Raw genomic sequence first — 25,416 nt, 5'->3', positions numbered from 1 at the left:
TAGTCGGGCAAGGAGGATCTACAGTGACCGAGGTCCTTACCGTGCCATTGCGGGCCGTCGGCGGATTCTTCGAACTCGCCGCGGCTGTGGCCCGGGCGAGTCTGCGCCGGCCGTTCCAGATGCGCGAGTTCATCGACCAGTCGTGGTTCGTCGCGCGGGTGTCCATCATCCCGACACTCCTCGTGGCCATACCCTTCACCGTGCTGGTGAGCTTCACCCTGAACATCCTGCTGCGCGAGATCGGCGCCGCCGACCTCAGCGGCGCGGGCGCGGCCTTCGGCGCGGTCACCCAGGTCGGCCCGATCGTCACCGTGCTCATCGTGGCGGGGGCCGGCGCCACCGCCATCTGCGCGGACCTCGGAGCCCGCACCATCCGTGAAGAGATCGACGCCATGAAGGTGCTCGGTATCGACCCCATCCACCGCCTGGTCGTCCCCCGGGTACTGGCGTCGATGTTCGTGGCGCTGCTGCTGAACAGCCTGGTGTGCACCATCGGCATCGTGGGCGGATTCCTCTTCTCGGTCTATCTGCAGGATGTGAACCCCGGCGCGTTCGTCAACGGCATCACCCTGCTGACCCATCTTCCCGAATTGCTCATTTCCGCGGTCAAGGCCGGCCTTTTCGGCTTGATCGCCGGCCTGGTGGCCTGCTATCTGGGTTTGAACGTCAAAGGTGGTCCCAAAAGTGTCGGTGATGCGGTGAACCAGACAGTGGTTTTCGCCTTCATGGCGCTGTTCGTGGTGAATGTCGTGGTCACCGCCGTCGGCCTCAAATTCGCGGTGCGGTGATATGTCGGCTTCGGTGATAATCCAGTCCCGCTTCCCGAAATTCGTCCGCCGCGTCCGTCGCTGGTCCACCTCCCTCGACAATCTCGGCAAGCAGGCGGTGTTCTACGGCAAGGCGATCGGCTCGATGCCGCGCGCGCTGGTGCACTACCGCACCGAGACGATCCGGCTCATCGCCGAGATCAGCATGGGCAGCGGTGCGCTCGCGGTGATCGGCGGCACCGTGGTGATCGTCGGCTTCCTCACCCTCTTCTCCGGGGGCACCATCGCCGTGCAGGGCTACAGCTCGCTCGGAAATATCGGTGTCGAGGCGCTGACCGGCTTCTTCGCGGCGTTCCTCAACGTCCGCATCGCCGCCCCGGTGATTTCCGGTATCGGCCTGGCGGCCACCATCGGGGCGGGTTCCACCGCTCAGCTGGGGGCCATGCGGGTGGCCGAGGAGATCGACGCCCTGGAATCCATGGCGATCCGGCCGGTGCCGTACCTGGTGGGCACCCGGGTGCTCGCCGGAATGATCGCGATCGTGCCGCTCTACGCGCTGGCCGTGATCGCGTCGTTCATCGCCAGCCGATTCGCCACCGTCGTCATCTACGGTCAGTCGGCCGGTGTGTACGACCACTATTTCTCCACATTCCTTATTCCGAGCGACATTCTGTGGTCGTTCGCCCAAGCCATTTTCATGGCGCTGGCGGTGATGATGATCCATACCTATTACGGCTACCACGCGGCCGGCGGCCCGGTGGGCGTGGGCGTCGCGGTGGGTAACGCGGTGCGCAGTTCACTCGTCGCAGTGGTCACGGTGACGCTGCTGATCTCCCTGGCCGTCTACGGCACCTCCGGCAACTTCAACCTTTCCGGATAGCTGCGATGACGGGACTGATGCGAGCGAACAGCAAAGGGACAGGGGCGTCTAACGCCACCGCGGGTGGGTCGTCCCGCGGGGGCGTTGACCCCTGGGCCCCCATCGGGGCGAATCGGTGGACGGCGGTCCGCGAGAAGGCCGGGCTGAAACTGGCCGGGGTGGGGATGGTGCTGGCCGCGGTGGCGGCAGTGACCGTCTCCCTGACCATGTTCTTCGGCGGCTTCACCCCGAGCGTCGAGGTGACGGTATCCGCACCGCGCAGCGGCCTGGTGCTCGATCCGGACGCCAAGGTGAAGGTGCGCGGCGTGCAGATCGGGCGGGTCGCCGGAATCGACCGCACGCCCGACGGCACGAATCTGCGACTGGCCTTGAACCCGGACCTGCTGCACCTGGTCCCGGCCAACTCCACCGTCGATATTCGTTCGACCACGGTCTTCGGGGCCAAGTACATCAACTTCGTGATCCCGCAGGAGCCCGCCGCGAAATCCCTGCAACCGGGTGCGCTCCTGGCGGCCGAGCAGGTGACCGTCGAGTTCAACACGCTCTTCCAGCATCTCAGCGATGTCCTCGCCGATGTGCAGCCGGAGAAACTGAGCGCCACGCTGACCGCCCTGGGCACGGCATTACAGGGTCGGGGCGAAAGCCTCGGGCAGTTGCTCGCCGACAGCGACGCCTACCTGCGCGAGATCAATCCGATGCTGCCCACCCTGCAGCGGGACCTGAACACCACGGCCGCGGTGAGCAACCTGTACGCCGATGTTTCCGGTGATCTGCTGCGCACCGTGGACGGCGCTACGGTCAGCAGCCGCACGCTCGCCGAATCGGAATCCGATGTCGACTCGCTGCTGGCGAACATCACCGGTCTCGCCGACACGACGGGTGCGGTGCTGCGCGACAACGAGGGGCAGATCAATACCGCCCTGGATCTGCTGCGTCCGACCGGTGAGCTGCTGAACGGATACAAGGAAGCGTTGTTCTGCCTGATCGGCGGTAGCGCCAAGGCGCTGCCGCTCGGTGAGGCGGTCTTCGGCGGCGGACAGGAAGGTGTCGCCCTGAACACGGGATTCATGTACGGGTCTCCGCCCTACACCTATCCGAACGATCTGCCGAAGGTGAACGCCACCGGCGGGCCGCGGTGCGCGGGTCTGCTGGACCGGGTGCCGGACAGCCATTCCGACTACGTCGTCACCGACACGGCGGAAGGGCACCCCTACACGCCCGTGACGAAGCTGCAACTCAACGCGCCCAAGGTTTTCCAGGTACTGTTCGCCGGACTCCCGGGGGTGGGACAGCCATGAGGAACACCGGTACCACTGTCAAACTCGCCATCTTCACACTGGTGATGACCCTCATCTTCGCCGGCCTCGCGGTGGTCTTCTCCCAGATGCGTTTCTCCCGGGAAACCGGCTACAACGCGGTCTTCACCAGCGCCTCGGGGATGCTGCCCGGCGATAAGGTCCGGATCGCCGGTGTGCCGGTCGGGTCGGTGTCGTCGGTGAAGGTCGACGACGAATACCACGCGCACGTGGAGTTCGACGTCGACACCAAATACAAGCTGCTGACCAGTACCCGCGCGACCATCCGGTACGAGAACCTCGTCGGCGACCGCTATCTGGAGCTGCTGGAAGGCCCCGGGGAGGCGACCACCCTGCACAAGGGCGGCACCATCGGACTGGACAAGACCGCACCCGCACTCGACCTGGACATGCTGCTGGGCGGGTTCAAACCGCTGCTGCGCGGGCTGAACCCGGCGCAGGTCAACGATCTGACCAACGCGCTGCTGCAGATCTTCCAGGGGCAGGGCGGCACCCTGGTCGAGTTGCTCAACAGCGGGGGGTCGTTCACCAGAACCCTCGCCGACCGGGACGCGCTCATCGGCAGCGTCATCGACAATTTGAACTCGGTGCTGAAAACCATCGACGACCGCGGCGACCAGTTCGCCACCACCATCGACGAACTGCGCCGCCTGGTGAGCGGGCTGGCCGCGGACCGCGACCCGATCGGCGCCGCGCTGCCACGGATCGCCGACGCCACCGCCGCCACCACCGATCTGCTGGCGCAGGCCCGCCCCGATCTGGCGGCGACCATCGCGCAGACCGGCCGGCTGGCCACCAATCTCGACAACGGTTCGGACACCGTGCAGTGGGTGCTGGACAAACTGCCGGCCACCTACCGCAAGCTGATCCGCATCGGTTCCTACGGTTCGTTCCTGCAGCTGTACGTATGCCGGACGAACTTCCTGATCGACGGTCCGGACGGGAAACCGCTGCTGCTCGAACTACCCGGTGAGCAGACGACCGGAAGGTGTGCCAGCGAATGAAAGAGCAATCGCGCGCGGTGACCATCGGCGTCGTCGGACTGGTGCTGGCCGCGGCGGTCGCGCTGTCGGCCCTGCAATTCGAACGACTGCCCTTCATCCGCGGTGGCGCCACCTTCACCGCCTACTTCGCCGACGCCGGCGGCCTGGTGACCGGTGACGACGTGGAGGTCGCGGGGGTGCGTTCGGGCAAGGTCGAGGATGTGAGCCTGGACGGCGCGCAGGTGCTGGTGCGGTTCAGCCTCGACGAATCGATCGTGCTCGGCGACAAGACCTCGGCCGCCATCAAGACCAATACGGTGCTGGGCCGTAAATCCCTGGCCGTCGCCCCGGCCGGTGACGGGGCCCTGAAGGTCACCGACACCATTCCGCTCGGCCGCACCACATCGCCGTACTCGCTGAACGAGGCACTCAGCGATCTGGCCGGCACGGTGGGCGACCTGGACCTGCAGCAGGTGAATCAGACCCTGGACACGCTGTCCGCCGCGTTTGCCGATACGCCGGCGCCGCTGCGGTCCGCGCTGGACGGGGTCACCGCGCTCTCGCGCAGTATCAACGCCCGTGACCAGGCGCTGTCGGATCTGCTGACCCGCGCCCAGGACGTCACCAAGATCCTGGCCGACCGGGCCGACTCCATCAACGCCCTGCTGGTGGACGGTAATCAACTGCTCGGCGAATTGGACCGGCGGCGTACCGCGATCAGTCAGATGATCGTGTACGTCAACGCGCTCGCCCAGCAACTGTCCGGGCTGGTGCACGACAACGAGGCCCAGCTGCAGCCGGCGCTGGACAAACTCAACTCGGTACTGGACCTGCTGGAACGCAACCGGGACAACATCAACGGCGCGCTCGACGGCCTGGGCCCGTTCGCCGCGGCGCTCGGTGAACAGGTCGGCAGCGGACCGTATTTCAACGCCTACGTCGTCAATGCCAGCAGTGAGACGCTGCACCCGCTGGTGGACGCGCTGGTGTGGCCGCAACATCTGCCCGAATCGCTGCGTGCCTATCTGCTCGAACCCGGTCCCAAGATCGGCCCGTCCGTACAGGAGCCGCCCCGATGAGGCGATACCTCCGCCTTCGCTGCGGCCTCCGCCGACCGGATGAATCTGCTCCGAGGAGGATTCTGTGATGCGATCCCTTCGCCTTCGCGCCGGGCTCCGCGGACCGCATGAATCTGCTCCGAGGAGGAGCGACGCTGTGATGCCTTCATCTTCGTTTCGGGTTCCGCGGACCGCATGCAACTTCTCCGAGGAGGACCCGATGAGGCGGTCCCTTCGCCTCCGCCGACCGGATGAATCTGCTCCTAGGAGGATTCTGTGATGCGATCCCTTCGCCTTCGCTGCGGCCTCCGCCGACCGCATGGACCTGCCGCGAGGAGGACCTCATGACGACTCTGACGGACAAGGTTCGGGCCATTCCACGGAAGTGGGTGGCGATCGTTGCCGGGGTTGTGGTGGTGGCGCTGGTCGCCTTCGGCGGGTACACGGCCTACCAGCGGATCACCAAGAACGAGATCACGGCCTACTTCACCTCCACCAGCGGCCTGTACGCGGGCGACGAGGTGCGGGTGCTGGGCGTGCCGATCGGCCGGATCGACAGCATCGAACCGGGCAAGGATCAGGTGAAGGTCACCATGTCGGTGGACGGCGGTGTCGACCTGCCCGCCGACGCGCGGGCGGTGATCATCGCGCCGTCGCTGGTCTCGGCCCGGTTCATCCAGATCGCGCCCGCCTACACCGGCGGCGACACCCTCGGTGACGGCGCGGTGATCCCGATCGACCGCACCGCGGTCCCGGTCGAATGGGACGACATCAAGACCGAACTGAACAAGCTGTCCACCGCCCTCGGGCCGGTCGGGGACGACCCGCAGGGTTCCTTCGGCCGGTTCGTGGACACCGCGGCCGACAACCTGGACGGTAACGGCGACCGGTTCCGCGCCACCCTGCACGAACTCTCGGCCACCCTGACCACCTTGTCCGACGGCCGCACCGATCTGTTCGGCACCATCCGGAACCTGCAGAAGTTCGTGGACGTGCTGTCCAAGAGCAATGATCAGATCGTGGAGTTCGGTGGCCGGCTCGCCTCGGTGTCCTCGGTTCTGGCCGGGGTCTCCCAGGATCTCGGCGCCGGTCTGGACAACCTGGACCTCGCGCTCGGCGATGTGCACCGGTTCCTGGACGGCAGCGGCACCGAACTCACCGAGGGCGTGCAGCGGCTGGCCGATGTCACCCAGATCCTGGTCGACAAACGGCCGCAACTGGAACAGGCACTGCATTCGGGCCCGACCGCGCTGGTGAACTTCTACCAGATCTACAAACCCGCCCAGGGCACGCTGACCGGCGCCATCTCGCTGAACAACTTCGCCGATCCGCTGAGCTTCCTGTGCGGTTCGGTACGTGCGCTCGAACAGCACGAATCCGATACCAGCGCCGACCTGTGCGCCCAGTACCTCGCCCCGGTGCTCAGTTCGCTGGCCATGAACTACCTGCCCATCATGACCAATCCCGCGACCGGTGTCACGGCGTTCCCCAACCAGTTGCAGTACACGACACCGGATCTGGCCGGGAAGGTGGATCCGCAGAAGGTGGGCCCGCCGGCCGCACCCGAACCGGCGCCGATCACCGTGCCGGCGGGGGTCGCGGGGCTGGCCATCCCCGGTGTGCAACTGCCCGGGATTCCCGGTCTGCCCGGAGGAGGACGATGATGCGCCGGCTCGAATTACGGGCGCCGGGCGCCCGGCGCCGGATCGCCGCGGTGGCGACCGGGCTGGCACTGGCGCTGTCGGCCACGGGCTGCCAGTACGACGGACTCAACTCGTTGCCGATGCCCGGTACCGAGGGCACCGGCGAAGGCTCCTACGAAGTCCGGATCCAGATGCCGAACGTGACGACGCTGACCCGGAATTCACCGGTGCGCGTGGACGATGTCGCGGTCGGCACGGTGACCGATATCGAGGTCGAGGACTGGCACGCGCTGGTCACGGTATCGCTGAACCCCGGCGTGGTGCTGCCGGCCAATGCCACCGCCAAGATCGGGCAGACCAGTCTGCTCGGCAGCAACCATGTGGAGCTGGCACCGCCGACCGGGGTGCCGCCGGAGGGGCGCCTGGCCGGCGGCGATGTGATACCGCTGGACCGGGCCGGTGTCTATCCGACCACCGAGCAGGTGCTGTCCTCGCTGTCGGTGGTGCTCAACGGCGGCGGTATCTCGCAACTGGAGAACATCACCACCGAACTCAACAAGGCGCTCGTCGGCAACGAGGACGAGGTGCGCGACCTCATCCCGCAGATGAACGATCTGATCCGCAATCTCGACGCCCAGCGGGGCGACATCATCGCCGCGATGGAGGGTCTGGACCGGGTCAGCGGGCAATTCGTCCAGCAGACCGATGTGGTGGCCGCGGCCATCGAAGAGATCCACCCGGCGCTCACCGTGCTCGCCGACCGGCGGCAGAACATCACCACCACCATCACCGAACTCGGTGAGCTCAGTGATGTGGTGAACCGCCTGATCGCCGCCAGCGGCGACAACCTGAAAGCGAACCTGGCCGATCTGGCCCCGGTACTGCAGACCCTCGCCGACACCGGCGCCGATCTCACCGAATCGCTGAAGATCATCGCCTCCTTCCCGTTCCCGCTGAAGAACCTGGACCGGGCGATCAAGGGCGACTATCTGAACCTGTTCATGACCGTCGACCTCACCGGCGCGCGACTGGATTCCAACTTCCTCACCGGCACCGGCCTCGGCGGTATGTTCGGCGGCGTCGAGGTCGCGCTCGGTCAGGTCGCCGGACCCGCCGGACAGCAGGGCAACCCGCTGACCACCCCGCTGGCACCGCCGCCGCCCGCGCCGGCCGGTGGGCAGCAGCCGCAACCGACAATTCCAGGGCTGCCGCCGATTCCCGGCCTGCCCGCCATCCCCGGGCTCACGGTGCCGATGCCCGGGCCGCAGCCGCAAGGGGGCGAGGGCCCGTGACACTCACCCGTTTCGTTCGCATCCAGCTGACGATCTTCGCGATCCTCACCGTGGTCGGGCTGGCCGTCATGGGCGGCACCTATGTCGGCGTGCCCGCGCTGCTCGGGATCGGCCGCTACGAGGTCACGGTGGAACTGGCGGCCACCGGCGGGCTCTACCAGAACGCCAATGTCGCCTACCGCGGCACGAATGTCGGGGTGGTCCGCGAGGTCCGGCTCACCCGCGAAGGAGTCGAGGCGAAGCTGTCGGTCGACAGCGACTACAAGATCCCCGCCGACTCCTCGGCGCTGGTCCGCAGCGTCTCGGCGATCGGCGAACAGTACGTCGACCTGGTTCCGCCGCCGGATCCCGGCAGCGCCAACCTCTACGACGGCAGCGTGATCCCGGTGGACCGCACCGAACTCCCACAGGATGTGGGGGCGCTGCTGGACCAGGCCGACCGCCTGCTGGCCAGCGTCGCCGACACCCGGCTGCGGCAGGTCATCGACGAGGCGTTCCGGGCGTTCAACGGAGCCGGGCCGGATCTGCAGCGCTTCATCGACTCCGCGTCGCTGCTGGTACAGGAGGCCAACGACAATGTGGGCCCGACCAAACAGCTGATCGAGCAGATCGGGCCGCTGCTGGACACCCAGGTGAACTCCGATGCCGCGATCCGCTCCTGGACCCGGGATCTGGCGACGGTCACCGACACCCTGCGCGCCCATGACCCCGCGCTGCGCAACATCCTCGCCGGCGGCCCGGCCGCGCTCCAACGGGTGACCCGGCAGTTCGACGATCTGCGGCCTACCCTGCCGCTACTGCTCAACAATCTGGTGAGCCTGGGCCAGGTGGGCGTCACCTACCACTCCGGCCTGGAACAGATCCTGGTGGTGTATCCGCCGCTGATCGCGGCGCTGCTCACCGCGGTCCGCGGTCCGATGGAATACGGTGCGCTGGTCGACTTCATGACCGTGCTCAACGACCCGCCGCCGTGTACCACCGGCTTCCTGCCGCCCGACCAGCGCCGCGACCCGAGCGAACTCGACACCATCGACACGCCCGAGGGCCTGTACTGTAAGGTGCCGCAGGACGACAAGACCGCGGTCCGCGGTATTCGCAATACGCCGTGTATGGAATATCCCGGCCGCCGGGCACCGAGTCCCGAATTGTGCCGCACCGGCTACGTTCCGCTCGGTACCAATCCGCCTTTCGGGCCGCCGCAGCCGGTCGCCCCGACCGAACCGCCGACCCCGGTGGCGCCCGCGGCAGCCCCCGACACGGCGCCGGGGGTTGCGGGAGTACCCCCGGCACCTGCTAGTTTCTCGGGCGCAAGCACCCCCGCCGCCGCACTCTCCTACGATCCGGCCACCGGGGTCTACACCAGCAGCGATGGACGCAGCTACCGTCAGGGCGATATCGCCCCCGGTGGTTCGGGCGCCGTACCCGCGGATTGGCAGGCAATGTTCGAGGAGCAGCAACGATGAGCGAAACCAAGGACCCCCGCCGTACCCGCCGGCGCGCCAGCCGCACCGCGGGCCCGCCCCCGGCCGAGGACGCGGCGACCGAGAAGCTCGGAACCGCCGCAGCGGCGGCGGAAGAGTCAGCGGCCGCGGAGACGGTCACCGCCGGGGAAGCAGCGGGTTCTACGGAGCAGACCGGCACCGTTGCGCCGAAGGCAGGGGCAGCCACGAAGATTGCGGAAACGGTGCCCGCGAGCGGGACGCCCGAGGCCGCGACCGAGAAGGAGACGCTCGGGTCCGGCGGGAAATCCACTGCCGAGCCCGTCACCGAAAAGGTCACCCTCGGTGGGTCCGCCGCGGGGGCGTCGGGGTCCGCCGAGGCAGCGGAGAGTTCGGCGGAAACCGTACAGCTGGTGAAAGCCGCCGCCGCAACGGAGAAGGCCGGCGACGACTCCGAGACAGACGAGACCGGAACCACCGAGGTTGCGGCGTCCGGCCGGTCGTGGAAGCGGATCGCTGCCCTCGCCGCGGCGGCTGTGCTGGTGATCGGGCTGGTCGCCGCCGCCGTGGTCTCGGTGTTCGCCGTGCAGTCCACCCAGCAGCGCGACGAACGCCGCGCCGAATACGTGGCCACCGCGCGGCAGACGGTGCTCAACCTGACCACCATTCGCGCCGATACCGCCAAAGAGGATATCGACCGCATCCTCACCATGGCCTCCGGGGAATTCAAGACCGAATTCGACGGCCGGGTGGACCCGTTCACCGAAATCGTGAAACAGGCCAAGGTCGTCTCCACCGGCGAGGTGGTGGAGGCCGCGGTCGAACGCGACGACGAGAACTCGGCGGTGATCCTGGTGGCGGCGAAGCAGACGCTCACCAACGCGGGGTCGCAGGAACAGCAGCAGCGGTTCTATCGATTCCGGGTGACCGTGCAGCGGGCCGACGACGGCACGCTGACCGCCTCGGACGTCAAGTTCGTGGCATGAGCCGGACCAGCATGACCGGGCCGACCCTGCATGCCGAGAGGAACCGAGAATGAGCGTGCGTAACAAGATCCTGGTCGGCGTGACCGCGGTGGTGGTGGTCGCGGCCGCGGTGGTGGCCGGTATCGGCGGCTACCGGTACTGGGACTACCGGCAGTCGGAGCAGTCCCGCACGGATGCCGTGGCCGCGGCGACCCGCACCGTATCGGCCATGTTCAGCTACGAATTCCGGACAGTGGACACGGAACTGCCCAAAACCGCCGAGGACCTGGCCCCGGATTTCAAGGCCGACTACCTCGAGCTGATCGACAAGGCCATCGTGCCCGGGGCCAAGGAGAAGGAACTGACCGTCAAGGCCACCACACAGGCCGGGGGAGTGGTCTCCGCCGACCGTGCGCACGCCGTGGTGCTGCTGTTCCTCAACCAGGTCACCACCAGCAAGGAAAGCCCGCAGGGCACCACCACCGGCAGTCGGGTACGCGTCGCGCTCGACAAATCCGACGATCGGTGGCTGGTCGCCTCGGTCACCCCGATCTGACCGCGTCCGCGCCGACCGGACACCGATCGGCGACAGAGTTACGAGGGCCCTCACCGTCGCGGTGGGGGCCTTTCGTCGGTTCACCCGGGTCCGCCCGGAAACAGAAAACCGCCGGTCGACCGCGAGAGCGGTTCGACCGGCGGTTTCCTCCGGAGCCCCCTGTCAGGATTGAACTGACGACCTTTCGCTTACAAGGCGAGTGCTCTACCACTGAGCTAAGGAGGCGAGAAGCGGAGCCATCATAACCGTACGTGGCCGCCGCGCGACACCTGATTGCGATGTCGCACAGCGGTTGTACGGTTCGACCGGCCCCGCGTGCGGCCTACTTGCGGGCCGCCTCGTCCGCCGCCATGGCGTCACGCAGGCTCTTGGGCCGCATATCGGTCCAGTTCTGCTCCACGTACTCCACACAGGCGGCACGGCTGTCCTCACCGAAGACCACCCGCCAGCCGGCCGGGACTTCGGCGAAGGCCGGCCACAGGGAGTGCTGTTCTTCGTCGTTGACCAGAACGAAGAAGCGGCCGTCCTCGTCGTCGAACGGGTTGGTGCTCATTTCACCTCACTGGGGTGCTCGTGGGTTGTGGATTCGGATCTGTGTGGGCCCGCCCCGGCGGCCCGGGTCTGATCTCCGGATGCCGCGTCGCGAACCCAAACGATGTGTCGACACTAGCAAGCTCGGCGTTAGCTTTGGGCCCTCCCCTCACGCCGCGAAGAATTCCAGCAAGATCTTGTTCACCGCGTCCGGACGCTCCAGATAGCCGTAATGACCGGCATCGGGAACCTCCTGGTAGCGGCCGCCCGGGATGGCGTCGGCGACCTCTCTGGCCAGGTACGGCGGGATCATCCGGTCGTCCGCGAAGCCGACGGCCAGGCACGGCACCCGGATATCGCGGTAGGCGTGCAGCCGGTCGAACTCGTGGTCCATCCGGCGCTGCGCCCGGATCCCGGGCGGCACCGGACCGCCGGTGAACTCGAACAGATCCAGCCAGTCGCGGGCCTTGTTCGTATCGGCCATGGTGGCCGGCGAGAGATTCATCACCGCGGTCAGCGCGGCCTCGTACTTGGCCGGCAACCGCACCTCGTTCGCGTCCATCTCGTGCTCGCCCAGCGACAGGGTCTTCTGGAACTGGTCCAGCCGGCCGTGGCCGGCGAGGAACACCGCCTTGCGCACCAGTTCGGGCCGCGCGAGCGCGAGTTCCTGCGCCACCCTGGCCCCCATCGAGGTACCGGCCACGAGCGCGGGACCCTCGTCGAGGAATTCGATCAGGGCCGCCGTATCGGCCACCATCTCGTGGATGGTCATCCCGTCGGCGGCCTCGTAGCTGGGAGCGATACCCCGGTTGTCGAACGTGCACACCCGGTATCCGGCGGCGAGCAGGGCCGGCACCTGGTGCAACTCCCACACCCGGCCGGGGCTGCCGGTGCCCATGACGAGTACCACCAGCGGACCGCCGCCTTTGACGTCGGTGCCCTTGGCGCGGTCTCCCTTGACCTGATAGTTGAGCGATATTCCGTTCACCGTGGCCAACGGCATGCTGCGGGCCCCTTCCTCATCGTTGCTGCTGCCAAAGGTATAGCCCCGGGGGCCCCGCCACGTTACCCGCGCCGGGAGCGACCCCGACCCCGGACAGATACCATTGACATTTCACATACAAGCGCACCTGCCGGGAGGACTGAGATGGCCGCGAAGAGCAGCGCCAACGGTATCGCCGACGACGATCTGGAACCCCTCGCCGACGAGACCGCTCGTCAGGCGCAGCGGGTCGTGGCCGCCTATGCCGCCGATGCCGACGAATGCCGGATGCTCCTGTCGATGCTCGGTATCGGCCCCGGAGCCCGCACCGAGTAAACAGCCGCCGGCGCCAACGGCGACGTCGGCGGATCCCCACACACAACTACATGGCGTTCAGCGCCGCGCAAAGGATGCGTGAGTGGACCAGATGACCGATCAGCCGTCCAGCGATTCCACCCCCGAGGATGAAAACGCCGTGTCCGCGGACCGGCCCGGAGACCGTAACGGCTCCGGGGCGGCGGGTAGTCCGATCGACCCGGCGGAGGCGCTCCCCGAGGCGGTGGATGCCGAACCCCTGCGCGAACGCGGGGCCGGTTCCGGTTTCGTGGTGGTGGCCAACCGGCTACCGGTCGACCTGGAGAAGTTGCCGGACGGCAGCAGTCGCTGGAAACGCAGCCCCGGCGGTCTGGTGACCGCGCTGGAGCCGGTGCTGCGTAGCAATCGGGGTGCCTGGGTCGGCTGGGCCGGCGTCCCCGATGTGGAGGTCGACCCCATCGTCGAGGACGGGCTGGAACTGCATCCGGTACCGCTGTCCGCACAGGAGGTCGCCGACTACTACGAAGGCTTCTCCAACGCCACCCTCTGGCCGCTCTACCACGACGTCATCGTCCGTCCCGTCTACAACCGCACCTGGTGGTCGGCCTACGTCCAGGTGAACCGGCGTTTCGCCGAGGAGACCGCGAAGGTCGCCGCCGAGGGCGCCACGGTGTGGGTGCAGGACTACCAGCTGCAACTCGTGCCCAAGATGCTGCGGATGCTGCGCCCGGATCTGACCATCGGATTCTTCCTGCACATCCCGTTCCCGCCGGTGGAACTCTTCATGCAGATGCCATGGCGTACCGAGATCGTGGAGGGGCTGCTCGGCGCCGACCTGATCGGCTTCCATCTGCCCGGCGGCGCCCAGAACTTCCTCTACCTGGCCAGGCGCCTGGCCGGTCAGCCCACCTCACGCGGCACCGTCGGAGTCCGGTCGAAGATGGGCGTGGTCCAGGTCGGGTTCCGGACCGTACGGGTCGGGGCCTTCCCCATTTCCATCGACTCCGCCGGACTGGACGAACACTCGCGCCGGCGCTCGGTGCGCGAACGTGCCGCCCGCATCCGCGCCGAACTCGGCAGTCCCAAGAACATCCTGCTCGGTGTCGACCGCCTCGACTACACCAAAGGTATCGACATCAGGCTCAACGCCCTCGAGGAACTGCTGGCCGAAGGCCGGGTCGACCCGTCGGAAACCGTGATGGTGCAGCTGGCCACGCCCAGCCGGGAACGGGTCGAGAGCTATATCCAGATGCGCGGCGATATCGAACGACAGGTCGGCCGCATCAACGGCGAGTTCGCCCGCGTCGGCTACCCGGTCGTCCACTATCTGCACCGGCCGATCGCCCGTGAAGAACTCATCTCCTTCTTCGTGGCCGCAGACGTCATGCTGGTGACACCCCTGCGCGACGGTATGAACCTGGTCGCCAAGGAGTACGTCGCCTGCCACTCCGGCCTCAACGGCACCCTGGTGCTCAGCGAGTTCACCGGCGCCGCGGCCGAGCTCCGCCAGTCCTATCTGTGCAATCCGCACGATCTGGACAGCGTCAAGGACGCCATCGTCGCCGCCCTCACCGACGACCGCGAAACCCGCCGCCGCCGGATGCGCTCCCTGCGCCGTCAGGTCCTGGCCCACGACGTGGACCGCTGGGCCCGGGCGTTCCTGGACGCCCTGGCCCAGGGCCAGGTCGCCGGAAAGGCCCTGATGGCCGACGGAAATCATGACGACGAGGACTTTCGGGAGTAGGTTTCCCCAGGCCGGCTCGTAATGGCCGCACATCCCCGGTGCCGAGTTCAGCGAGGCCCTGAAAGGGTCGAGGCCCGTCCCGCCCTGGGCCGGAGGTGCTCAGTGGTCGCACTCTATGGGCGGCCCACCGCACGTCGCATGCGCCGCAGGCGCGAGTCTCGACGGCTGAACGGCGGGACCGAGGGGGCCTCGACCCCGCGTGCCGAAGGCGCCGCAATTCAACACAGCTTGTTCACAGCGAGTGCGCAGGGGGATGCCAGCGGGGTGGGCCAGTATGGGGGCATGAGTGGGGCGCAGGGCGGAGTACCCGAGGCGCGGGTCCTGGTCGTCGACGACGAGGCGATGATCGTGGAACTGCTGACCGTGAGTTTGCGGTTCCAGGGGTTCGAGGTGGCGTCCGCCGCCGACGGGGCACAGGCGCTGGATGTGGCGCGCGGCTTCCGGCCCGACGCGTTGATCGTCGATGTGATGATGCCGGGGATGGACGGGTTCGGGCTGCTGCGGCGGTTGCGGGCCGACGGTATCGATGCGCCGGTGTTGTTCCTGACCGCCCGCGACGATATCCAGGACAAGGTGACCGGGTTGACGCTGGGCGCCGACGACTATGTCACCAAGCCGTTCAGTTTGGAGGAGGTCGTCGCCCGGTTACGGGTGATCCTGCGCCGGGCCGGGGCCACCGCGCCGGCGCGGGAGCAGTCGCGGATCCGGTTCGCCGATATCGAGCTGGACGACGATACGCACGAGGTGTTCAAGGCCGGGGAGCCGGTGGCGTTGTCACCGACCGAGTTCACGCTGCTGCGGTATTTCATGGTGAACGCGGGGACAGTGCTCAGCAAGCCACGGATTCTGGACCATGTGTGGCGGTACGACTTCGGCGGGGAGGTCGGCGTGGTGGAGACCTATGTGTCGTATCTGCGCAAGAAGGTCGATACCGGTCCGCAGCGGCTGATCCACACCTTGCGCGGAGTCGGGTATGTGATGCGCGAATCCGCCGGCCGGTCGTGACAGCCGAGACCGCGCCGGTCGCCTCGGCATCCCCTCCGGCCCGGCGGGGGATGACCGGTCGCCTCGCGGCCGTCCCGCTGCGGGTGACGTTGGTGCTGGCGCTGGTCGCGCTGGCCGCCGCGGGGCTGCTGGCCTCCGGAGTGGCGGTGACCTCGGCGTTGCGCGCCGCGTTGATCGATCGGGTGGATCAGCAGCTGCAGGAGCAGGCGCAGACCTGGGCGCGGCCCGGTAGCCGGCCACCGTTACCGCTGCCGGGGGAGCCGGGGCGGGAGCGGCCGCCCGTGCTGTACTACGCGCGGGTCGAGGACGACTCGGGCAAGTTGTATCTACAGGCCGATGTGGGCAACGGCGCGCCGGAACTGCCGCGGAACATGCGCCCGGGGACCTTCACCACCGGATCGGCCGACGGCGATTCCGGGCAGTGGCGGGTCCGGTACACGGTGAACGCCCGAGGCACCAGTGTGGTGGCGCAGCGGCTGGACGAAACCGAGGAGATCGTCGAACGGCTGGTGGTGCTGCAGCTGGTGATCGGCGCCCTGGTGCTCGCGCTGCTGGCGGTGGCCGCGTACTTCGTCATCAGGCGCAGTCTGCGCCGGCTGGTGCAGGTGGAGGAGACCGCCGCCGATATCGCGGCGGGGGATCTGCACCGGCGGGTACCGACGCGCGGGACCAACACCGAGGTCGATCGGCTGGCGCAATCGTTGAACTCGATGCTCGCCCAGATCCAGCGCGGGTTCGCCGCGACCGAGGCGTCGGAGGAGGCCGCGCGGCGGTCCGAGGAGAAGATGCGCCGTTTCGTCGCCGACGCCAGCCACGAGTTGCGGACGCCGCTGACCACGATCAAAGGTTTCGCCGAGCTGTACCGGCAGGGCGCCACCGGAGATACCGATATGCTGCTCGACCGGATCGAACGCGAATCGAAACGGATGGGCCTGCTGGTCGAGGATCTGCTGATGCTGGCCCGGCTCGACGCCGAGCGTCCGGTGGAACAGGCGCCGGTCGACCTGCTGACCTTGACCAGCGACGCCGTGCACAGTGCGCGCGCGGTAGCGACCGCGCAGGGCCGCCACGACCCGGAGCGCACGATCCGTGTCGATGTTCGGCCCGGTTCCGGTACCGCGGAGATACCGGGTGACGCGGCTCGGCTGCGGCAGGTACTGGCGAACCTGCTGAACAACGCGCTCGTGCACACGCCACCCGAGGCCGTGGTGACCGTCCGGCTGACGCCCGACCGGGACGAGGTGCGGCTCGAGGTGGCCGATACCGGACCGGGAATGTCACCGGACCAGGCCGCGCGGGTTTTCGAGAGGTTCTATCGGGCCGACGATTCGCGCAGCCGGGGCAGCGGTGGAACCGGGCTCGGCCTGTCGATCGTGCAGGCACTGGTCGCCGCGCACGGCGGCACCGTGGCGGTGCACAGCGAATACGGGGTGGGCACCACCTTCACGGTCCGGCTACCGCGCAACCGGCCGGAACCCGCCGCCGCGGACGACAGCGGGAACCGGATCTGACTCAGGCGGGAACGTTGGCGCCGTGGCCGAGATCGCGCAGCGCCTGCTTGATCCGTGCCTGCGCGTCGTCGAGGGACTCCGGCTCCGGATTCGGATCGGCACCGGAGATATCGAAATTTCCCATGGTGAACGCCGGGAACACGTGTACATGCAGATGCGGGACCTCGAGTCCCGCGATCAGCAGACCCGCCCGCGGCGCGTCCCAGGCCGCGCGCACGGCCTGTCCGATCTTCTGCGCGACTCCGTTCAGGCGCGCGAAGACCTCGGGTTCGATGTCCTGCCACTGATCGATCTCTTTGCGGGGTACCACCAGGGTGTGTCCCGGCGTCACCGGCGCGATGGTGAGGAACCCGACGAATTCGTCGTCCTCCCACACGAACCGGCCCGGCAGGTCACCGGCGATGATCGCACTGAAAACAGATGCCATGGGGCGAGACTAGTGTTGCCGCGCCGCCCGGGGCGTTACGGGGCAGGTGGGTCGCCGGCAGGTCCCCACTCTCACGCTCCGACGAAGTGCGACAGGATGCCCTGCACCTCGTAGATGTCGACCTGGCGGTTGAACTTCTTCTGCAACGGCGTGTCGGTGCCCGCGATCCACAGCACCAGCTCCGCGTCGAGGTCGAAGGTGCCCGCTGTTTCCACCGCGAAATGGGTGATCGAGCGGTAGGGGATGCTGTGGTAGCTCACCTTGCGTCCGGACAGTCCCTGTTTGTCGATGAGGATGAGCCGCCGGTTGGTGAACAGCATGGCGTCGCGGACCAGGATGTAGGCGGAGTAGACCTGTTCGCCGTTGCCGAGTAGCCGTTGGTATTCCTGCTGGGCCCGGGCCGGCTCCACCTGTCCGGCGTTCCCCATGATTCCGTCCATCAGACCCATTGCGCACGTCCTCCCGTATGCGCGCACCGGGATCGCTGGGTCCCGGCACGCGGGTTGTCCACCCGTTCAAGGTGTTTCCTCCATCATCCACAGATGGCCGTCGGCGGGGTGAAGTCGCTGGTACCGGGCGGGGGCCGGTGGTGAGCCTGCCCCGCCGGGCATTGATCCGCCACCTATAAGCTGTCCGGGTGCGAGTACTCGTCATCGGTTCCGGAGCCCGTGAACACGCCCTCGTCCTTGCGCTGCGCCGTGATCCGGCGGTGAGCGCGATCGTCGCCGCGCCCGGTAACGCCGGTATCGCCCAGCACGCGCAGGTGCGTCCGGTGGACCCGAGTTCCGCGGAATCGGTGGCCGCGCTGGCCCGGGAGGTGGCCGCGGATCTGGTGGTGATCGGTCCGGAGGTGCCGCTGGTCCTGGGCGTGGCCGACGCGGTGCGCGCGGCCGGGATCGCCTGTTTCGGCCCGTCGGCCGCGGCGGCCCGGATCGAGGGATCGAAGGCGTTCGCCAAGGATGTGATGACCGCGGCCGGGGTGCGTACCGCGCACAGCGAGGTGGTGGACTCGCCCGCCGAATTGGATGCGGCGCTGGATCGTTTCGGCCCGACGTGGGTGGTCAAGGACGACGGGCTCGCGGCGGGTAAGGGTGTGGTGGTCACACCCGACCGCCTGGTGGCCCGCGGCCATGCCGCCGAACTGCTCGAGCAGGGGCATCCGGTGTTGCTGGAATCGTTCCTGGACGGCCCGGAGGTTTCGCTGTTCTGCCTGGTCGACGGGGAGACGGTGGTGCCGCTGCTGCCCGCGCAGGATCACAAGCGGGTGGGGGACGGCGATACCGGGCCCAATACCGGCGGAATGGGCGCCTACACTCCGCTGCCGTGGCTGCCCGACGGGACGGTCGAGCAGATCGTCGACGAGGTGGTGGCTCCGGTGGCCGCCGAATTGGTCCGGCGCGGAGCGGCTTTCAGCGGCCTGCTGTACGCGGGGCTGGCGATGGGCGCGGCCGGGCCCGCGGTGGTGGAGTTCAACTGCCGGTTCGGTGATCCGGAGACCCAGGCGGTGCTTGCCCTGCTGGACAGCCCGCTCGGCGAACTGCTGTACGCCACCGCGACCGGCACTCTCGCCGAGACGCCCGCGCCGCGCTGGCGCGACGGCGCCGCGATCACGGTCGTGCTGGCCGCGGAGAACTATCCGGCCCGTCCGCGGTCCGGCGATGTGATCAGCGGTGCCGGGGACGCGGCGACCGACGACGCGGCGACGGTGCTGCACGCCGGGACGGCGCAGCGCGCGGACGGTGCGCTGGTCTCCGCGGGTGGCCGCGTGCTCAGTATCGTCGGCACCGGAGTCGATCTGGCGGCGGCGCGGGAGGCCGCCTACGACCGTTTGGCCGGTATCAAGCTGGCCGGGAGCCACTACCGCTCCGATATCGGATTGGCCGCTGTCGAGGACCGTATCTCTCTCTGAGACCCGGCGGTGCGGGCGGCGCTGCGGCGTGCGCTCGCCCGCACCGGGGCCGGCCTCCCGGCCGGCCGATCAGTAGGCCCCGAAGACGTTGTCGATGGAGCCGTAGCGGTGGGCGGCGTAGTTGCAGGCCGCGGCGATGTTGGCGACCGGATCGTAGATATCCCATGAGGTGCCGTCCACGTGGTAGGCGGCGAAGGTGGGATCGATGACCTGCATGAGCCCCTTCGACGGGGTGCCCGCCGCGGCATTGGAGTCCGACAGGTTGATCGCCTGGGGGTTACCGCTGGACTCGCGCATGGCATTTCGGTGGATGCCGTCGTAGCTGGCCGGGATACCGTGCTGACCGAGGACTGACAGTGCGTTGCGGATCCAACCGTCCAGGTCGTTGGAGTAGGTCGGTGTGCCGAACGCTTCCGGTAGCGGTTGCGGCAGCTGCTGCTGCCAGTGGAGGATCTGCTGCTGGGCCTGCTGGGCCGGGGCCTGCAGTACTGCGGGTACACCGGTGATGGGTGCGTCGGCGTGTGCCTGGGCGGGGACCACGGCGGCAGCAGCAACGGCGACGAGCGGTAACAGGTTTCGTAAACGCATGGAACGGCTCCTACAGCGCGCAGGTATCCGCCGCCGTGGGTCATGGCCGTCGGCGCTGTCGTTGCGCTGTTTCTCGAGGATTTGTGTTGTGGAAGGGGGATTCAATTTTCCGCGGCCGGACGACGCACTGCGCCGCCGGGGCGAGCCTCGCAACGGATTGTTCGGACGAACTGATAACCGTGCGGCAAACGAACTTGCGGTTCGTTATCTGGCAAATCACAGATTGATTGCGAAACATTAACGAAAGATGAACAAAAAAATAATCCAAGGTTTTATTTTGCTGAGAAAAACCGATCTACCTGGAGTTACACGGATGTAAGCCAAGCAGTCGGTCTGTGATACGTCTGTTGATCTTTCGAATCCCAAGTATTTGCCATGATCAATGAGGGTCAGCTGTACGAGAGGCCGTGCAGGGCGAGCCAGCGCTGTGGATCGACGTGCTGACCGTCCAAGATGATCTCGAAATGCAGATGCGGTCCGGTGGAATCACCGCGGTTGCCCATTCGCGCGATCTGCATACCGGCCGGGACCCGTTCCCCGACCGAGACGAAGAAGTCGTACATATGGCCGTAGACCGAGATCGCGCCGTCGTCGTGCCGGATCCGCACCCACAGGCCGAAACCGGCGGCGGGACCGGCATCGATCACGGTGCCGGTCGCGACGGCGTAGATCGGGGTGCCGATCGGGCCGGCGATATCGATACCGCGATGGAAGGTGCCCCACCGGCTGCCGAAACCGGAGGTGAAGGTGCCCGGCGCGGGCAGGACGTAACCACCGGCGCCGGGCAGCACGGCGCCGGGCGGGATCAGCCCGCCCTCGAGGCCGCCGGGCGCGGGCGCGGTGTTTATCCAGGGCTGTTCCTGGCCGGCGACCGCGGCCGCGGCCTCGGCCTTGGCGCGTTCCAGGGTGGCCCGGGCGGCCGCGGCCACCACCGCCTGTTCACGCAGGCGTTCCCCGTTGTCGATGGCATCGAGATAGCGGCGCACCGACGGTACCGGTGCCGACAGTTGCAGCGGATGGGCGAGGGCCACGCGATAGGCGATTCCGGGAACCGGGCTTCGGTCGGTGACCGCGATACCCGCGGATCCGTCACCCGCCGCCGACAGCAGGGCGAGCAGCAGTACACCGATGAGTACGCGGTGGCGCCGGGCCGCGGCGGCGATCTCCTCGGCCGACGGCCGGCGCGCGAGGAGGTCGGCGAGTTCGGCCCGGGTAGGGCGGCGGTACCGGAGATCCACGGCGGAACGCCGCAGCCACCGGTGGGCCGCGGCCACTCGGGACCCCGGCGTCCGGGCCTGTGCGGCGGCACGCTCCCGCCAGCCGGGGGCGATGACGAGACCGCCGCCGGTCGCGGCCGCGCGGTCCAGGGAGATGGACCGCTTCTCGGTCGGGATTGCCGTCTCATCGGCGGTGCCGAGTGCGGGCGCGCCGGGGTCGTGCTCGGTGGACTCCTGCTCCGAGTCGTGCCGGGCCTGCGGTTTCCGGCCGGAGTGGGTGGTGGGCTCGTGGTCGGCAGGCTCGGACGGCGCCGTCGTCGCACCCGCCGCGCCCGGGCGCGTGTACCGGCGAACCGCTCCGGAAAGCGGATGCACGGCCCGGTCCCAGCGTCGGCGCAGGGCCCCGGTCCCGCGACCGGACGCGGTGGAATCGGGGTCCTGTGTTGGCGGGCCGTCGGCCCGCCGGCCGGCCTTGTCGAGCATCAGAGCAGACCATAGCTGTCGAACCGCTCGAAGTGGTGTTCTACCGTCGGTCGGGTGTCCACTGAATCTCGGCGCTCGACCATCCCACCTTTCTACGTGATGGATGTCTGGAAAGCCGCCGCCGAACGCGCCCGAACGCACGGCGACGTACTGAGTCTCGCGGCCGGGCAGCCCTCGACGCCGGCACCGGCTCCGGTGCTACGTGCCACGAAGACCGCCATCGATGCCGAATTGCTCGGTTACACGGAAACTTTCGGCATCCTGCCGCTACGCCAGGCGATCGCCGGGCACCATCACCGGACCTACGGTTATCCGGTGGATCCCGACGACGTCGTGGTCACCACCGGTTCCTCCGGCGCGTTCACCCTCATCTTCCTGGCGGCGTTCGACCCCGGTGACACCGTGGTGGTCGCGCGCCCCGGCTACCCGGCCTACCGCAATACGCTGGCCGCGCTCGGCTGCCGGGTGATCGAACTGGACTGTCGCGCCGAGACCAGGTTCCAGCCGACCGTCGCCATGCTCGAAGAACTTCCGGAACCGCCGCGGGGCCTGATTGTGGCCAGTCCCGCCAATCCGACGGGCACCATGATCGATCCGGATGAACTCGCGGCGCTGGCCCGCTGGTGCGATACGCACGGCACGCTGCTGATCTCCGACGAGATCTATCACGGCATCACCTACGGCGGTGAGCGGACCGCCTCGGCCTGGGAGACCTCCCGCGCGGGAGTGGTCATCGGATCGGTGTCGAAGTATTTCTCGATGACCGGCTGGCGGCTGGGCTGGATGCTGGCACCGCACGCACTGCGCCCGGCGCTACAGCGGCTGGCATCCAATATGACCGTCTGCCCGCCCGCGATCTCGCAGTACGCGGCATTGCACGCGTTCGGCGACGAAGCGCGGACCGAACTCGACGCCCATGTGCACCGGTACGCGATCAACCGCGCCATCCTGTTGGAAGGGCTGGCCGGGCTCGGTATCACCGACCTCGCGCCCGCCGACGGCGCGTTCTACGCCTACGCCGATATCGGCCACCTCACCGACGATTCCATGGCGTGGTGCGCGGATGTACTGGCCAACACCGGGGTGGCGCTGGCGCCGGGCCTGGATTTCGACACCGTCAACGGGCATCACACCATCCGCCTCTCCTTCGCCGGAGCGACGGTGGAGATCGAAGCGGCGCTCACCCGGCTCCGGAACTACCTGCGGCAGAGCACAGACGAACACCGTGCAGAGCAATGACTTTTCGCAGTACGACAACTTCGCCGCGCCGATGCGGTAGAAACATCGATGATTGTTTCCCCTTTCCCTGATTTCGCACGGATGTACTGATGACCGAGGAATGTAGCGTGCAGGCCCGGCCCGCCGGCGCCGGGTCGGTGCGCCATGCGTTTACGGGCCGCTGGGCTGGCGGTCTTGGCCTGCGGAGATGGTGTGAGACCGCCCCGCAGTTGATGTGGGAAGGCAACCGTCTATGAAACAGGAAGTCTCGGGTGCGAACTCGGGAATCCCACGCTTTCGGGCAAGGGACGAAGTCAAGACTGGCACGATGGCACGGTGATAACCGCGACGACTCCGAAGGGTGAACGGCGTCGCCAGGCGCTGGTGGCTGCTGCGGCCGAGTTACTGCTCGAAGGCGGTTTCGACGCGGTGCGGCATCGCTCGGTCGCGACCCGCGCCGAACTGCCGCTGGCCTCCACGACCTACTACTTCGAATCGCTCGAGGATCTGATCGCGCGGGCGGTCGAGTTCAGCGGCAACGCCGAACTCGAGGCAATGCGGCGGCGGATCGGCGAGGTGACCCACCGCCGCCGCGGTGCGGAGGCGACCGTCGATCTGGTGCTCGACCTGCTGATCGGTCCCGAAGGTGTGGACGAGGGTGCGCGCGGGCGATTGATCGCCCGCTACGAACGCACCGTCGCCTCGGCTCGGCACCCCGAGCTGCGCGAGGTCCAGCTCCGACTACGCGGGCAGCTGGACGAGCTGCTCTCCGATGTGCTGCGCCGATCCGATCGGGTGGTGCGGCCCGAACAACTGCGCAGACTGGTCGCGGTGGTCGACGGCGCGGTGGTCGCCGCCCTCAGCGAATCCGACCCGCAACCCCGCCGGCCGGCCCGCGGCGCCCTGCTGGAGGTCATCGATATCGTCGCTCCGGCGACGCACCAGCCGATCGATCGCTACCGGTCATTAGACTGACCGGACGTGACCTCAGACCTGATCCCCAACGTCCTCGCCACCCGCTACGCCAGTCCGCAGCTGGTGCATCTGTGGTCTCCCGAGCAGAAGATCGTGCTCGAGCGGCGGCTGTGGCTGGAGGTGCTGCGCGCCCAGGCCGAACTCGGTATCGACGTCCCGCCCGGGGTGGTCGAGGACTACGAGCGAGTCGTCGAACAGGTCGACCTGGCCTCCATCGCCGAACGAGAACGGGTGACCCGCCACGACGTGAAGGCCCGTATCGAGGAGTTCAACGCCCTCGCCGGGCACGAGCATGTGCACAAGGGGATGACCAGCCGCGATCTCACCGAGAACGTGGAGCAGTTGCAGATCCGGCTGTCGCTGGAACATATCCACTCCCACGGTGTCGCGGTGGCCGCCCGGCTGGCCGAACGGGCCGCCGAATATCAGACGCTGGTGATGGCCGGGCGCTCGCACAATGTCGCCGCGCAGGCCACTACGCTGGGCAAACGTTTCGCCTCGGCCGCCGACGAACTGCTCATCGGGCTCGCCCGGCTGCGTGAACTCGTCGACCGCTATCCGTTGCGCGGGATCAAGGGCCCGATGGGCACCGCGCAGGACATGCTCGACCTGCTCGGCGGTGACGCCGCGAAACTGACCGCGCTCGAACAGCAGGTCTCCCGGCACCTGGGCTTCACCAGCGTCCTGACCAGCGTCGGGCAGGTCTACCCGCGTTCCCTGGACCACGATGTGCTGTCCGCGCTGGTGCAGATCGGTGCCGCGCAGTCCTCGCTGGCCCACACCATCCGGCTGATGGCCGGCCACGAACTGGTCACCGAGGGTTTCCAACCGGGGCAGGTCGGCAGCTCGGCCATGCCGCACAAGATGAACACCCGCTCATGTGAACGGGTCAACGGCCTGCAGGTGGTGCTGCGCGGATACGGCTCGATGGCCGCCGAACTGGCCGGCGCGCAGTGGAACGAGGGTGATGTCTTCTGCTCGGTGGTCCGCCGGGTCGCGCTGCCGGACGCCTTCTTCGCGATCGACGGCATGATGGAGACCTTCCTGACCGTGCTGGCCGAATTCGGCGCCTACCCGGCGGTGATCGCCCGCGAACTGGATCGCTATCTCCCGTTCCTCGCCACCACACGCATCCTCATGGCCGCGGTCCGGGCCGGCGTCGGTCGGGAAGCCGCGCACGAAGTGATCAAGGAGCACGCGGTGGCGGTCGCGCTCGCGATGCGGGAGCAGGGCCGCGAACCCGACCTGCTGGACCGGCTGGCCGCCGACGACCGGTTGCCCCTGGACCGGGCGGCCCTGGACGCCGCGCTGGCGGAGAAGTCGGCGTTCATCGGGGCGGCCGACGCGCAAGTCGCGGAGGTGGTGGCACAGGTGGGCAAGCTGACCTCGGCTTACCCGGAAGCTGCCCGGTACACGCCGTCGCCGATCCTCTGAAGGCACGCGTCGTGGCCTCGACGGCGGAGTTCGGGGCTGCTCACGGCCGAGCGGCGTGGACCCGCCTGTGACGGCGGGGAGTGCTGAGTGGCGGGGCCGGGGAACAGCGCGACCTCGCGGGCGAGCTGGGGCTTGCTCGTGAAGGTGGGGATGTGGGCTTGCTCGTGAAGGTGCTGTG

General features: G+C 68.0%; 24 protein-coding genes and 1 tRNA gene. 18 read left to right on the top strand and 7 right to left on the bottom strand.

Features of this window, described 5'->3' with window-relative positions; genetic code table 11:
• Nucleotides 1–23: 23 nt before the first annotated feature.
• From NF4_RS00610 to NF4_RS00565, 10 genes are all read left to right on the top strand, one after another.
• Nucleotides 24–788, top strand: a complete 765-nt coding sequence (locus NF4_RS00610; protein ID WP_030522899.1) for an MlaE family ABC transporter permease — start codon at nucleotides 24–26, stop codon at nucleotides 786–788.
• A gap of 1 nt (nucleotide 789) precedes the next feature.
• Entirely contained in the window at nucleotides 790–1,647 is an 858-nt protein-coding gene (locus NF4_RS00605; RefSeq protein ID WP_063125342.1) for an MlaE family ABC transporter permease, read from the top strand.
• Nucleotides 1,648–1,811: 164 nt separating this feature from the next.
• Nucleotides 1,812–2,945, top strand: a complete 1,134-nt coding sequence (locus tag NF4_RS00600) for an MCE family protein (protein WP_063125341.1) — start codon at nucleotides 1,812–1,814, stop codon at nucleotides 2,943–2,945.
• The gene (locus NF4_RS00595; RefSeq protein WP_063125340.1) at nucleotides 2,942–3,967 is read left to right on the top strand and encodes an MCE family protein; all 1,026 of its coding nucleotides are present in this window, start codon (nucleotides 2,942–2,944) and stop codon (nucleotides 3,965–3,967) included. The genes NF4_RS00600 and NF4_RS00595 overlap by 4 nt, the downstream gene beginning before the upstream one ends.
• On the top strand, nucleotides 3,964–5,025 hold the full coding sequence (locus tag NF4_RS00590) for an MCE family protein (protein WP_063125339.1): 1,062 nt from the start codon (nucleotides 3,964–3,966) through the stop codon (nucleotides 5,023–5,025). The genes NF4_RS00595 and NF4_RS00590 overlap by 4 nt, the downstream gene beginning before the upstream one ends.
• Before the next feature lie 323 nt (nucleotides 5,026–5,348).
• Nucleotides 5,349–6,668 (top strand): MCE family protein, encoded by a 1,320-nt coding sequence (locus NF4_RS00585; RefSeq protein WP_063125338.1) that lies wholly within the window; start codon nucleotides 5,349–5,351, stop codon nucleotides 6,666–6,668.
• Nucleotides 6,665–7,939, top strand: a complete 1,275-nt coding sequence (locus NF4_RS00580) for an MCE family protein (protein WP_063125337.1) — start codon at nucleotides 6,665–6,667, stop codon at nucleotides 7,937–7,939. Before NF4_RS00585 ends, NF4_RS00580 begins: the two co-directional genes overlap by 4 nt.
• Nucleotides 7,936–9,402, top strand: coding sequence for an MCE family protein (locus tag NF4_RS00575; RefSeq protein ID WP_063125336.1), 1,467 nt, complete (start codon nucleotides 7,936–7,938; stop codon nucleotides 9,400–9,402). Before NF4_RS00580 ends, NF4_RS00575 begins: the two co-directional genes overlap by 4 nt.
• Nucleotides 9,399–10,364, top strand: coding sequence for an Rv1363c family protein (locus NF4_RS36175; protein ID WP_063125335.1), 966 nt, complete (start codon nucleotides 9,399–9,401; stop codon nucleotides 10,362–10,364). Before NF4_RS00575 ends, NF4_RS36175 begins: the two co-directional genes overlap by 4 nt.
• Nucleotides 10,365–10,413: 49 nt before the next feature.
• Complete coding sequence (locus NF4_RS00565) at nucleotides 10,414–10,899, top strand: hypothetical protein (protein ID WP_063125334.1); 486 nt, start codon at nucleotides 10,414–10,416, stop codon at nucleotides 10,897–10,899.
• Nucleotides 10,900–11,052: 153 nt separating this feature from the next.
• Here the strand turns inward: NF4_RS00565 and NF4_RS00560 are convergent.
• The 3 genes from NF4_RS00560 to NF4_RS00550 all read right to left on the bottom strand — a co-directional run bounded on the left by NF4_RS00560 (nucleotide 11,053) and on the right by NF4_RS00550 (nucleotide 12,433).
• Nucleotides 11,053–11,124 (bottom strand) — tRNA-Thr (locus NF4_RS00560).
• Nucleotides 11,125–11,221: 97 nt separating this feature from the next.
• On the bottom strand, nucleotides 11,222–11,452 hold the full coding sequence (locus tag NF4_RS00555; RefSeq protein WP_030522889.1) for an MbtH family protein: 231 nt from the start codon (nucleotides 11,450–11,452) through the stop codon (nucleotides 11,222–11,224).
• A 147-nt stretch (nucleotides 11,453–11,599) separates the two neighbouring features.
• Nucleotides 11,600–12,433: an alpha/beta fold hydrolase gene (locus NF4_RS00550; protein WP_063125333.1), complete on the bottom strand. Its 834-nt coding sequence runs from the start codon at nucleotides 12,431–12,433 to the stop codon at nucleotides 11,600–11,602.
• Nucleotides 12,434–12,577: 144 nt separating this feature from the next.
• Between NF4_RS00550 and NF4_RS38405 the strand changes: the two genes are divergently transcribed.
• The 4 genes from NF4_RS38405 (at nucleotide 12,578) to NF4_RS00535 (ending at nucleotide 16,987) form a co-directional block, all read left to right on the top strand.
• On the top strand, nucleotides 12,578–12,748 hold the full coding sequence (locus NF4_RS38405) for a hypothetical protein (RefSeq protein WP_195055567.1): 171 nt from the start codon (nucleotides 12,578–12,580) through the stop codon (nucleotides 12,746–12,748).
• Between the two features lie 91 nt (nucleotides 12,749–12,839).
• Nucleotides 12,840–14,471 carry an alpha,alpha-trehalose-phosphate synthase (UDP-forming) gene (locus NF4_RS00545; protein ID WP_232330255.1) on the top strand — a complete coding sequence of 544 codons (1,632 nt, stop codon included), beginning with the start codon at nucleotides 12,840–12,842 and terminating at the stop codon, nucleotides 14,469–14,471.
• 282 nt (nucleotides 14,472–14,753) lie between these two features.
• Nucleotides 14,754–15,476: a response regulator transcription factor gene (locus NF4_RS00540; RefSeq protein ID WP_063125332.1), complete on the top strand. Its 723-nt coding sequence runs from the start codon at nucleotides 14,754–14,756 to the stop codon at nucleotides 15,474–15,476.
• Between the two features lie 50 nt (nucleotides 15,477–15,526).
• Complete coding sequence (locus tag NF4_RS00535) at nucleotides 15,527–16,987, top strand: sensor histidine kinase (RefSeq protein WP_063125331.1); 1,461 nt, start codon at nucleotides 15,527–15,529, stop codon at nucleotides 16,985–16,987.
• A gap of 1 nt (nucleotide 16,988) precedes the next feature.
• Here the strand turns inward: NF4_RS00535 and NF4_RS00530 are convergent, their stop codons facing one another.
• Together NF4_RS00530 and NF4_RS00525 are read right to left on the bottom strand one after the other, a co-directional pair.
• A complete protein-coding gene (locus NF4_RS00530; protein ID WP_039821919.1) occupies nucleotides 16,989–17,414 on the bottom strand; it encodes an HIT family protein in 426 nt (141 codons plus the stop codon).
• Between the two features lie 71 nt (nucleotides 17,415–17,485).
• Nucleotides 17,486–17,863 carry a PH domain-containing protein gene (locus NF4_RS00525; RefSeq protein ID WP_051164278.1) on the bottom strand — a complete coding sequence of 126 codons (378 nt, stop codon included), beginning with the start codon at nucleotides 17,861–17,863 and terminating at the stop codon, nucleotides 17,486–17,488.
• 188 nt (nucleotides 17,864–18,051) lie between these two features.
• Here NF4_RS00525 and purD point away from each other — a divergent pair, with 188 nt between their 5' ends.
• A complete protein-coding gene (gene purD / locus NF4_RS00520; RefSeq protein WP_063125330.1) occupies nucleotides 18,052–19,323 on the top strand; it encodes a phosphoribosylamine--glycine ligase in 1,272 nt (423 codons plus the stop codon).
• A 69-nt stretch (nucleotides 19,324–19,392) separates the two neighbouring features.
• Here the strand turns inward: purD and NF4_RS00515 are convergent, their stop codons facing one another.
• Both NF4_RS00515 and NF4_RS00510 read right to left on the bottom strand, forming a co-directional pair.
• Nucleotides 19,393–19,911, bottom strand: coding sequence for a transglycosylase SLT domain-containing protein (locus tag NF4_RS00515; protein WP_198165181.1), 519 nt, complete (start codon nucleotides 19,909–19,911; stop codon nucleotides 19,393–19,395).
• A gap of 389 nt (nucleotides 19,912–20,300) precedes the next feature.
• Nucleotides 20,301–21,611, bottom strand: a complete 1,311-nt coding sequence (locus NF4_RS00510) for a M23 family metallopeptidase (RefSeq protein WP_084532751.1) — start codon at nucleotides 21,609–21,611, stop codon at nucleotides 20,301–20,303.
• A gap of 54 nt (nucleotides 21,612–21,665) precedes the next feature.
• Between NF4_RS00510 and NF4_RS00505 the strand changes: the two genes are divergently transcribed.
• The 3 genes from NF4_RS00505 (at nucleotide 21,666) to purB (ending at nucleotide 25,238) form a co-directional block, all read left to right on the top strand.
• Nucleotides 21,666–22,850 (top strand): pyridoxal phosphate-dependent aminotransferase, encoded by a 1,185-nt coding sequence (locus NF4_RS00505; protein ID WP_157119852.1) that lies wholly within the window; start codon nucleotides 21,666–21,668, stop codon nucleotides 22,848–22,850.
• A 315-nt stretch (nucleotides 22,851–23,165) separates the two neighbouring features.
• The gene (locus NF4_RS00500; protein ID WP_063125328.1) at nucleotides 23,166–23,804 is read left to right on the top strand and encodes a TetR/AcrR family transcriptional regulator; all 639 of its coding nucleotides are present in this window, start codon (nucleotides 23,166–23,168) and stop codon (nucleotides 23,802–23,804) included.
• A 6-nt stretch (nucleotides 23,805–23,810) separates the two neighbouring features.
• The gene (purB, locus tag NF4_RS00495; RefSeq protein ID WP_198165180.1) at nucleotides 23,811–25,238 is read left to right on the top strand and encodes an adenylosuccinate lyase; all 1,428 of its coding nucleotides are present in this window, start codon (nucleotides 23,811–23,813) and stop codon (nucleotides 25,236–25,238) included.
• Nucleotides 25,239–25,416: the final 178 nt, after the last annotated feature.

Source organism: Nocardia fusca NBRC 14340 (assembly GCF_001618425.1).
GTDB lineage: Bacteria > Actinomycetota > Actinomycetes > Mycobacteriales > Mycobacteriaceae > Nocardia > Nocardia fusca.
Note: the sequence above shows the minus strand (reverse complement) of the source record. Positions and strands in the feature narration are given on the sequence as shown.

What these genes read in the sequence shown, in the direction of transcription:
- NF4_RS00590 (WP_063125339.1), top strand. Translation starts at nt 3,964, where the DNA reads ATGAAAGAGCAATCGCGCGCGGTGACCATCGGCGTCGTCGGACTGGTG.
- NF4_RS00540 (WP_063125332.1), top strand. Translation starts at nt 14,754, where the DNA reads ATGAGTGGGGCGCAGGGCGGAGTACCCGAGGCGCGGGTCCTGGTCGTC.
- NF4_RS00595 (WP_063125340.1), top strand. Translation starts at nt 2,942, where the DNA reads ATGAGGAACACCGGTACCACTGTCAAACTCGCCATCTTCACACTGGTG.
- NF4_RS00530 (WP_039821919.1), bottom strand. Translation starts at nt 17,414, where the DNA reads ATGGCATCTGTTTTCAGTGCGATCATCGCCGGTGACCTGCCGGGCCGG.
- NF4_RS36175 (WP_063125335.1), top strand. Translation starts at nt 9,399, where the DNA reads ATGAGCGAAACCAAGGACCCCCGCCGTACCCGCCGGCGCGCCAGCCGC.
- NF4_RS38405 (WP_195055567.1), top strand. Translation starts at nt 12,578, where the DNA reads ATGGCCGCGAAGAGCAGCGCCAACGGTATCGCCGACGACGATCTGGAA.
- NF4_RS00510 (WP_084532751.1), bottom strand. Translation starts at nt 21,611, where the DNA reads ATGCTCGACAAGGCCGGCCGGCGGGCCGACGGCCCGCCAACACAGGAC.
- NF4_RS00580 (WP_063125337.1), top strand. Translation starts at nt 6,665, where the DNA reads ATGATGCGCCGGCTCGAATTACGGGCGCCGGGCGCCCGGCGCCGGATC.
- NF4_RS00515 (WP_198165181.1), bottom strand. Translation starts at nt 19,911, where the DNA reads ATGCGTTTACGAAACCTGTTACCGCTCGTCGCCGTTGCTGCTGCCGCC.
- NF4_RS00565 (WP_063125334.1), top strand. Translation starts at nt 10,414, where the DNA reads ATGAGCGTGCGTAACAAGATCCTGGTCGGCGTGACCGCGGTGGTGGTG.
- NF4_RS00525 (WP_051164278.1), bottom strand. Translation starts at nt 17,863, where the DNA reads ATGGGTCTGATGGACGGAATCATGGGGAACGCCGGACAGGTGGAGCCG.
- NF4_RS00585 (WP_063125338.1), top strand. Translation starts at nt 5,349, where the DNA reads ATGACGACTCTGACGGACAAGGTTCGGGCCATTCCACGGAAGTGGGTG.
- NF4_RS00545 (WP_232330255.1), top strand. Translation starts at nt 12,840, where the DNA reads ATGACCGATCAGCCGTCCAGCGATTCCACCCCCGAGGATGAAAACGCC.
- NF4_RS00550 (WP_063125333.1), bottom strand. Translation starts at nt 12,433, where the DNA reads ATGCCGTTGGCCACGGTGAACGGAATATCGCTCAACTATCAGGTCAAG.
- NF4_RS00600 (WP_063125341.1), top strand. Translation starts at nt 1,812, where the DNA reads ATGGTGCTGGCCGCGGTGGCGGCAGTGACCGTCTCCCTGACCATGTTC.
- NF4_RS00605 (WP_063125342.1), top strand. Translation starts at nt 790, where the DNA reads ATGTCGGCTTCGGTGATAATCCAGTCCCGCTTCCCGAAATTCGTCCGC.
- NF4_RS00555 (WP_030522889.1), bottom strand. Translation starts at nt 11,452, where the DNA reads ATGAGCACCAACCCGTTCGACGACGAGGACGGCCGCTTCTTCGTTCTG.
- NF4_RS00535 (WP_063125331.1), top strand. Translation starts at nt 15,527, where the DNA reads ATGACCGGTCGCCTCGCGGCCGTCCCGCTGCGGGTGACGTTGGTGCTG.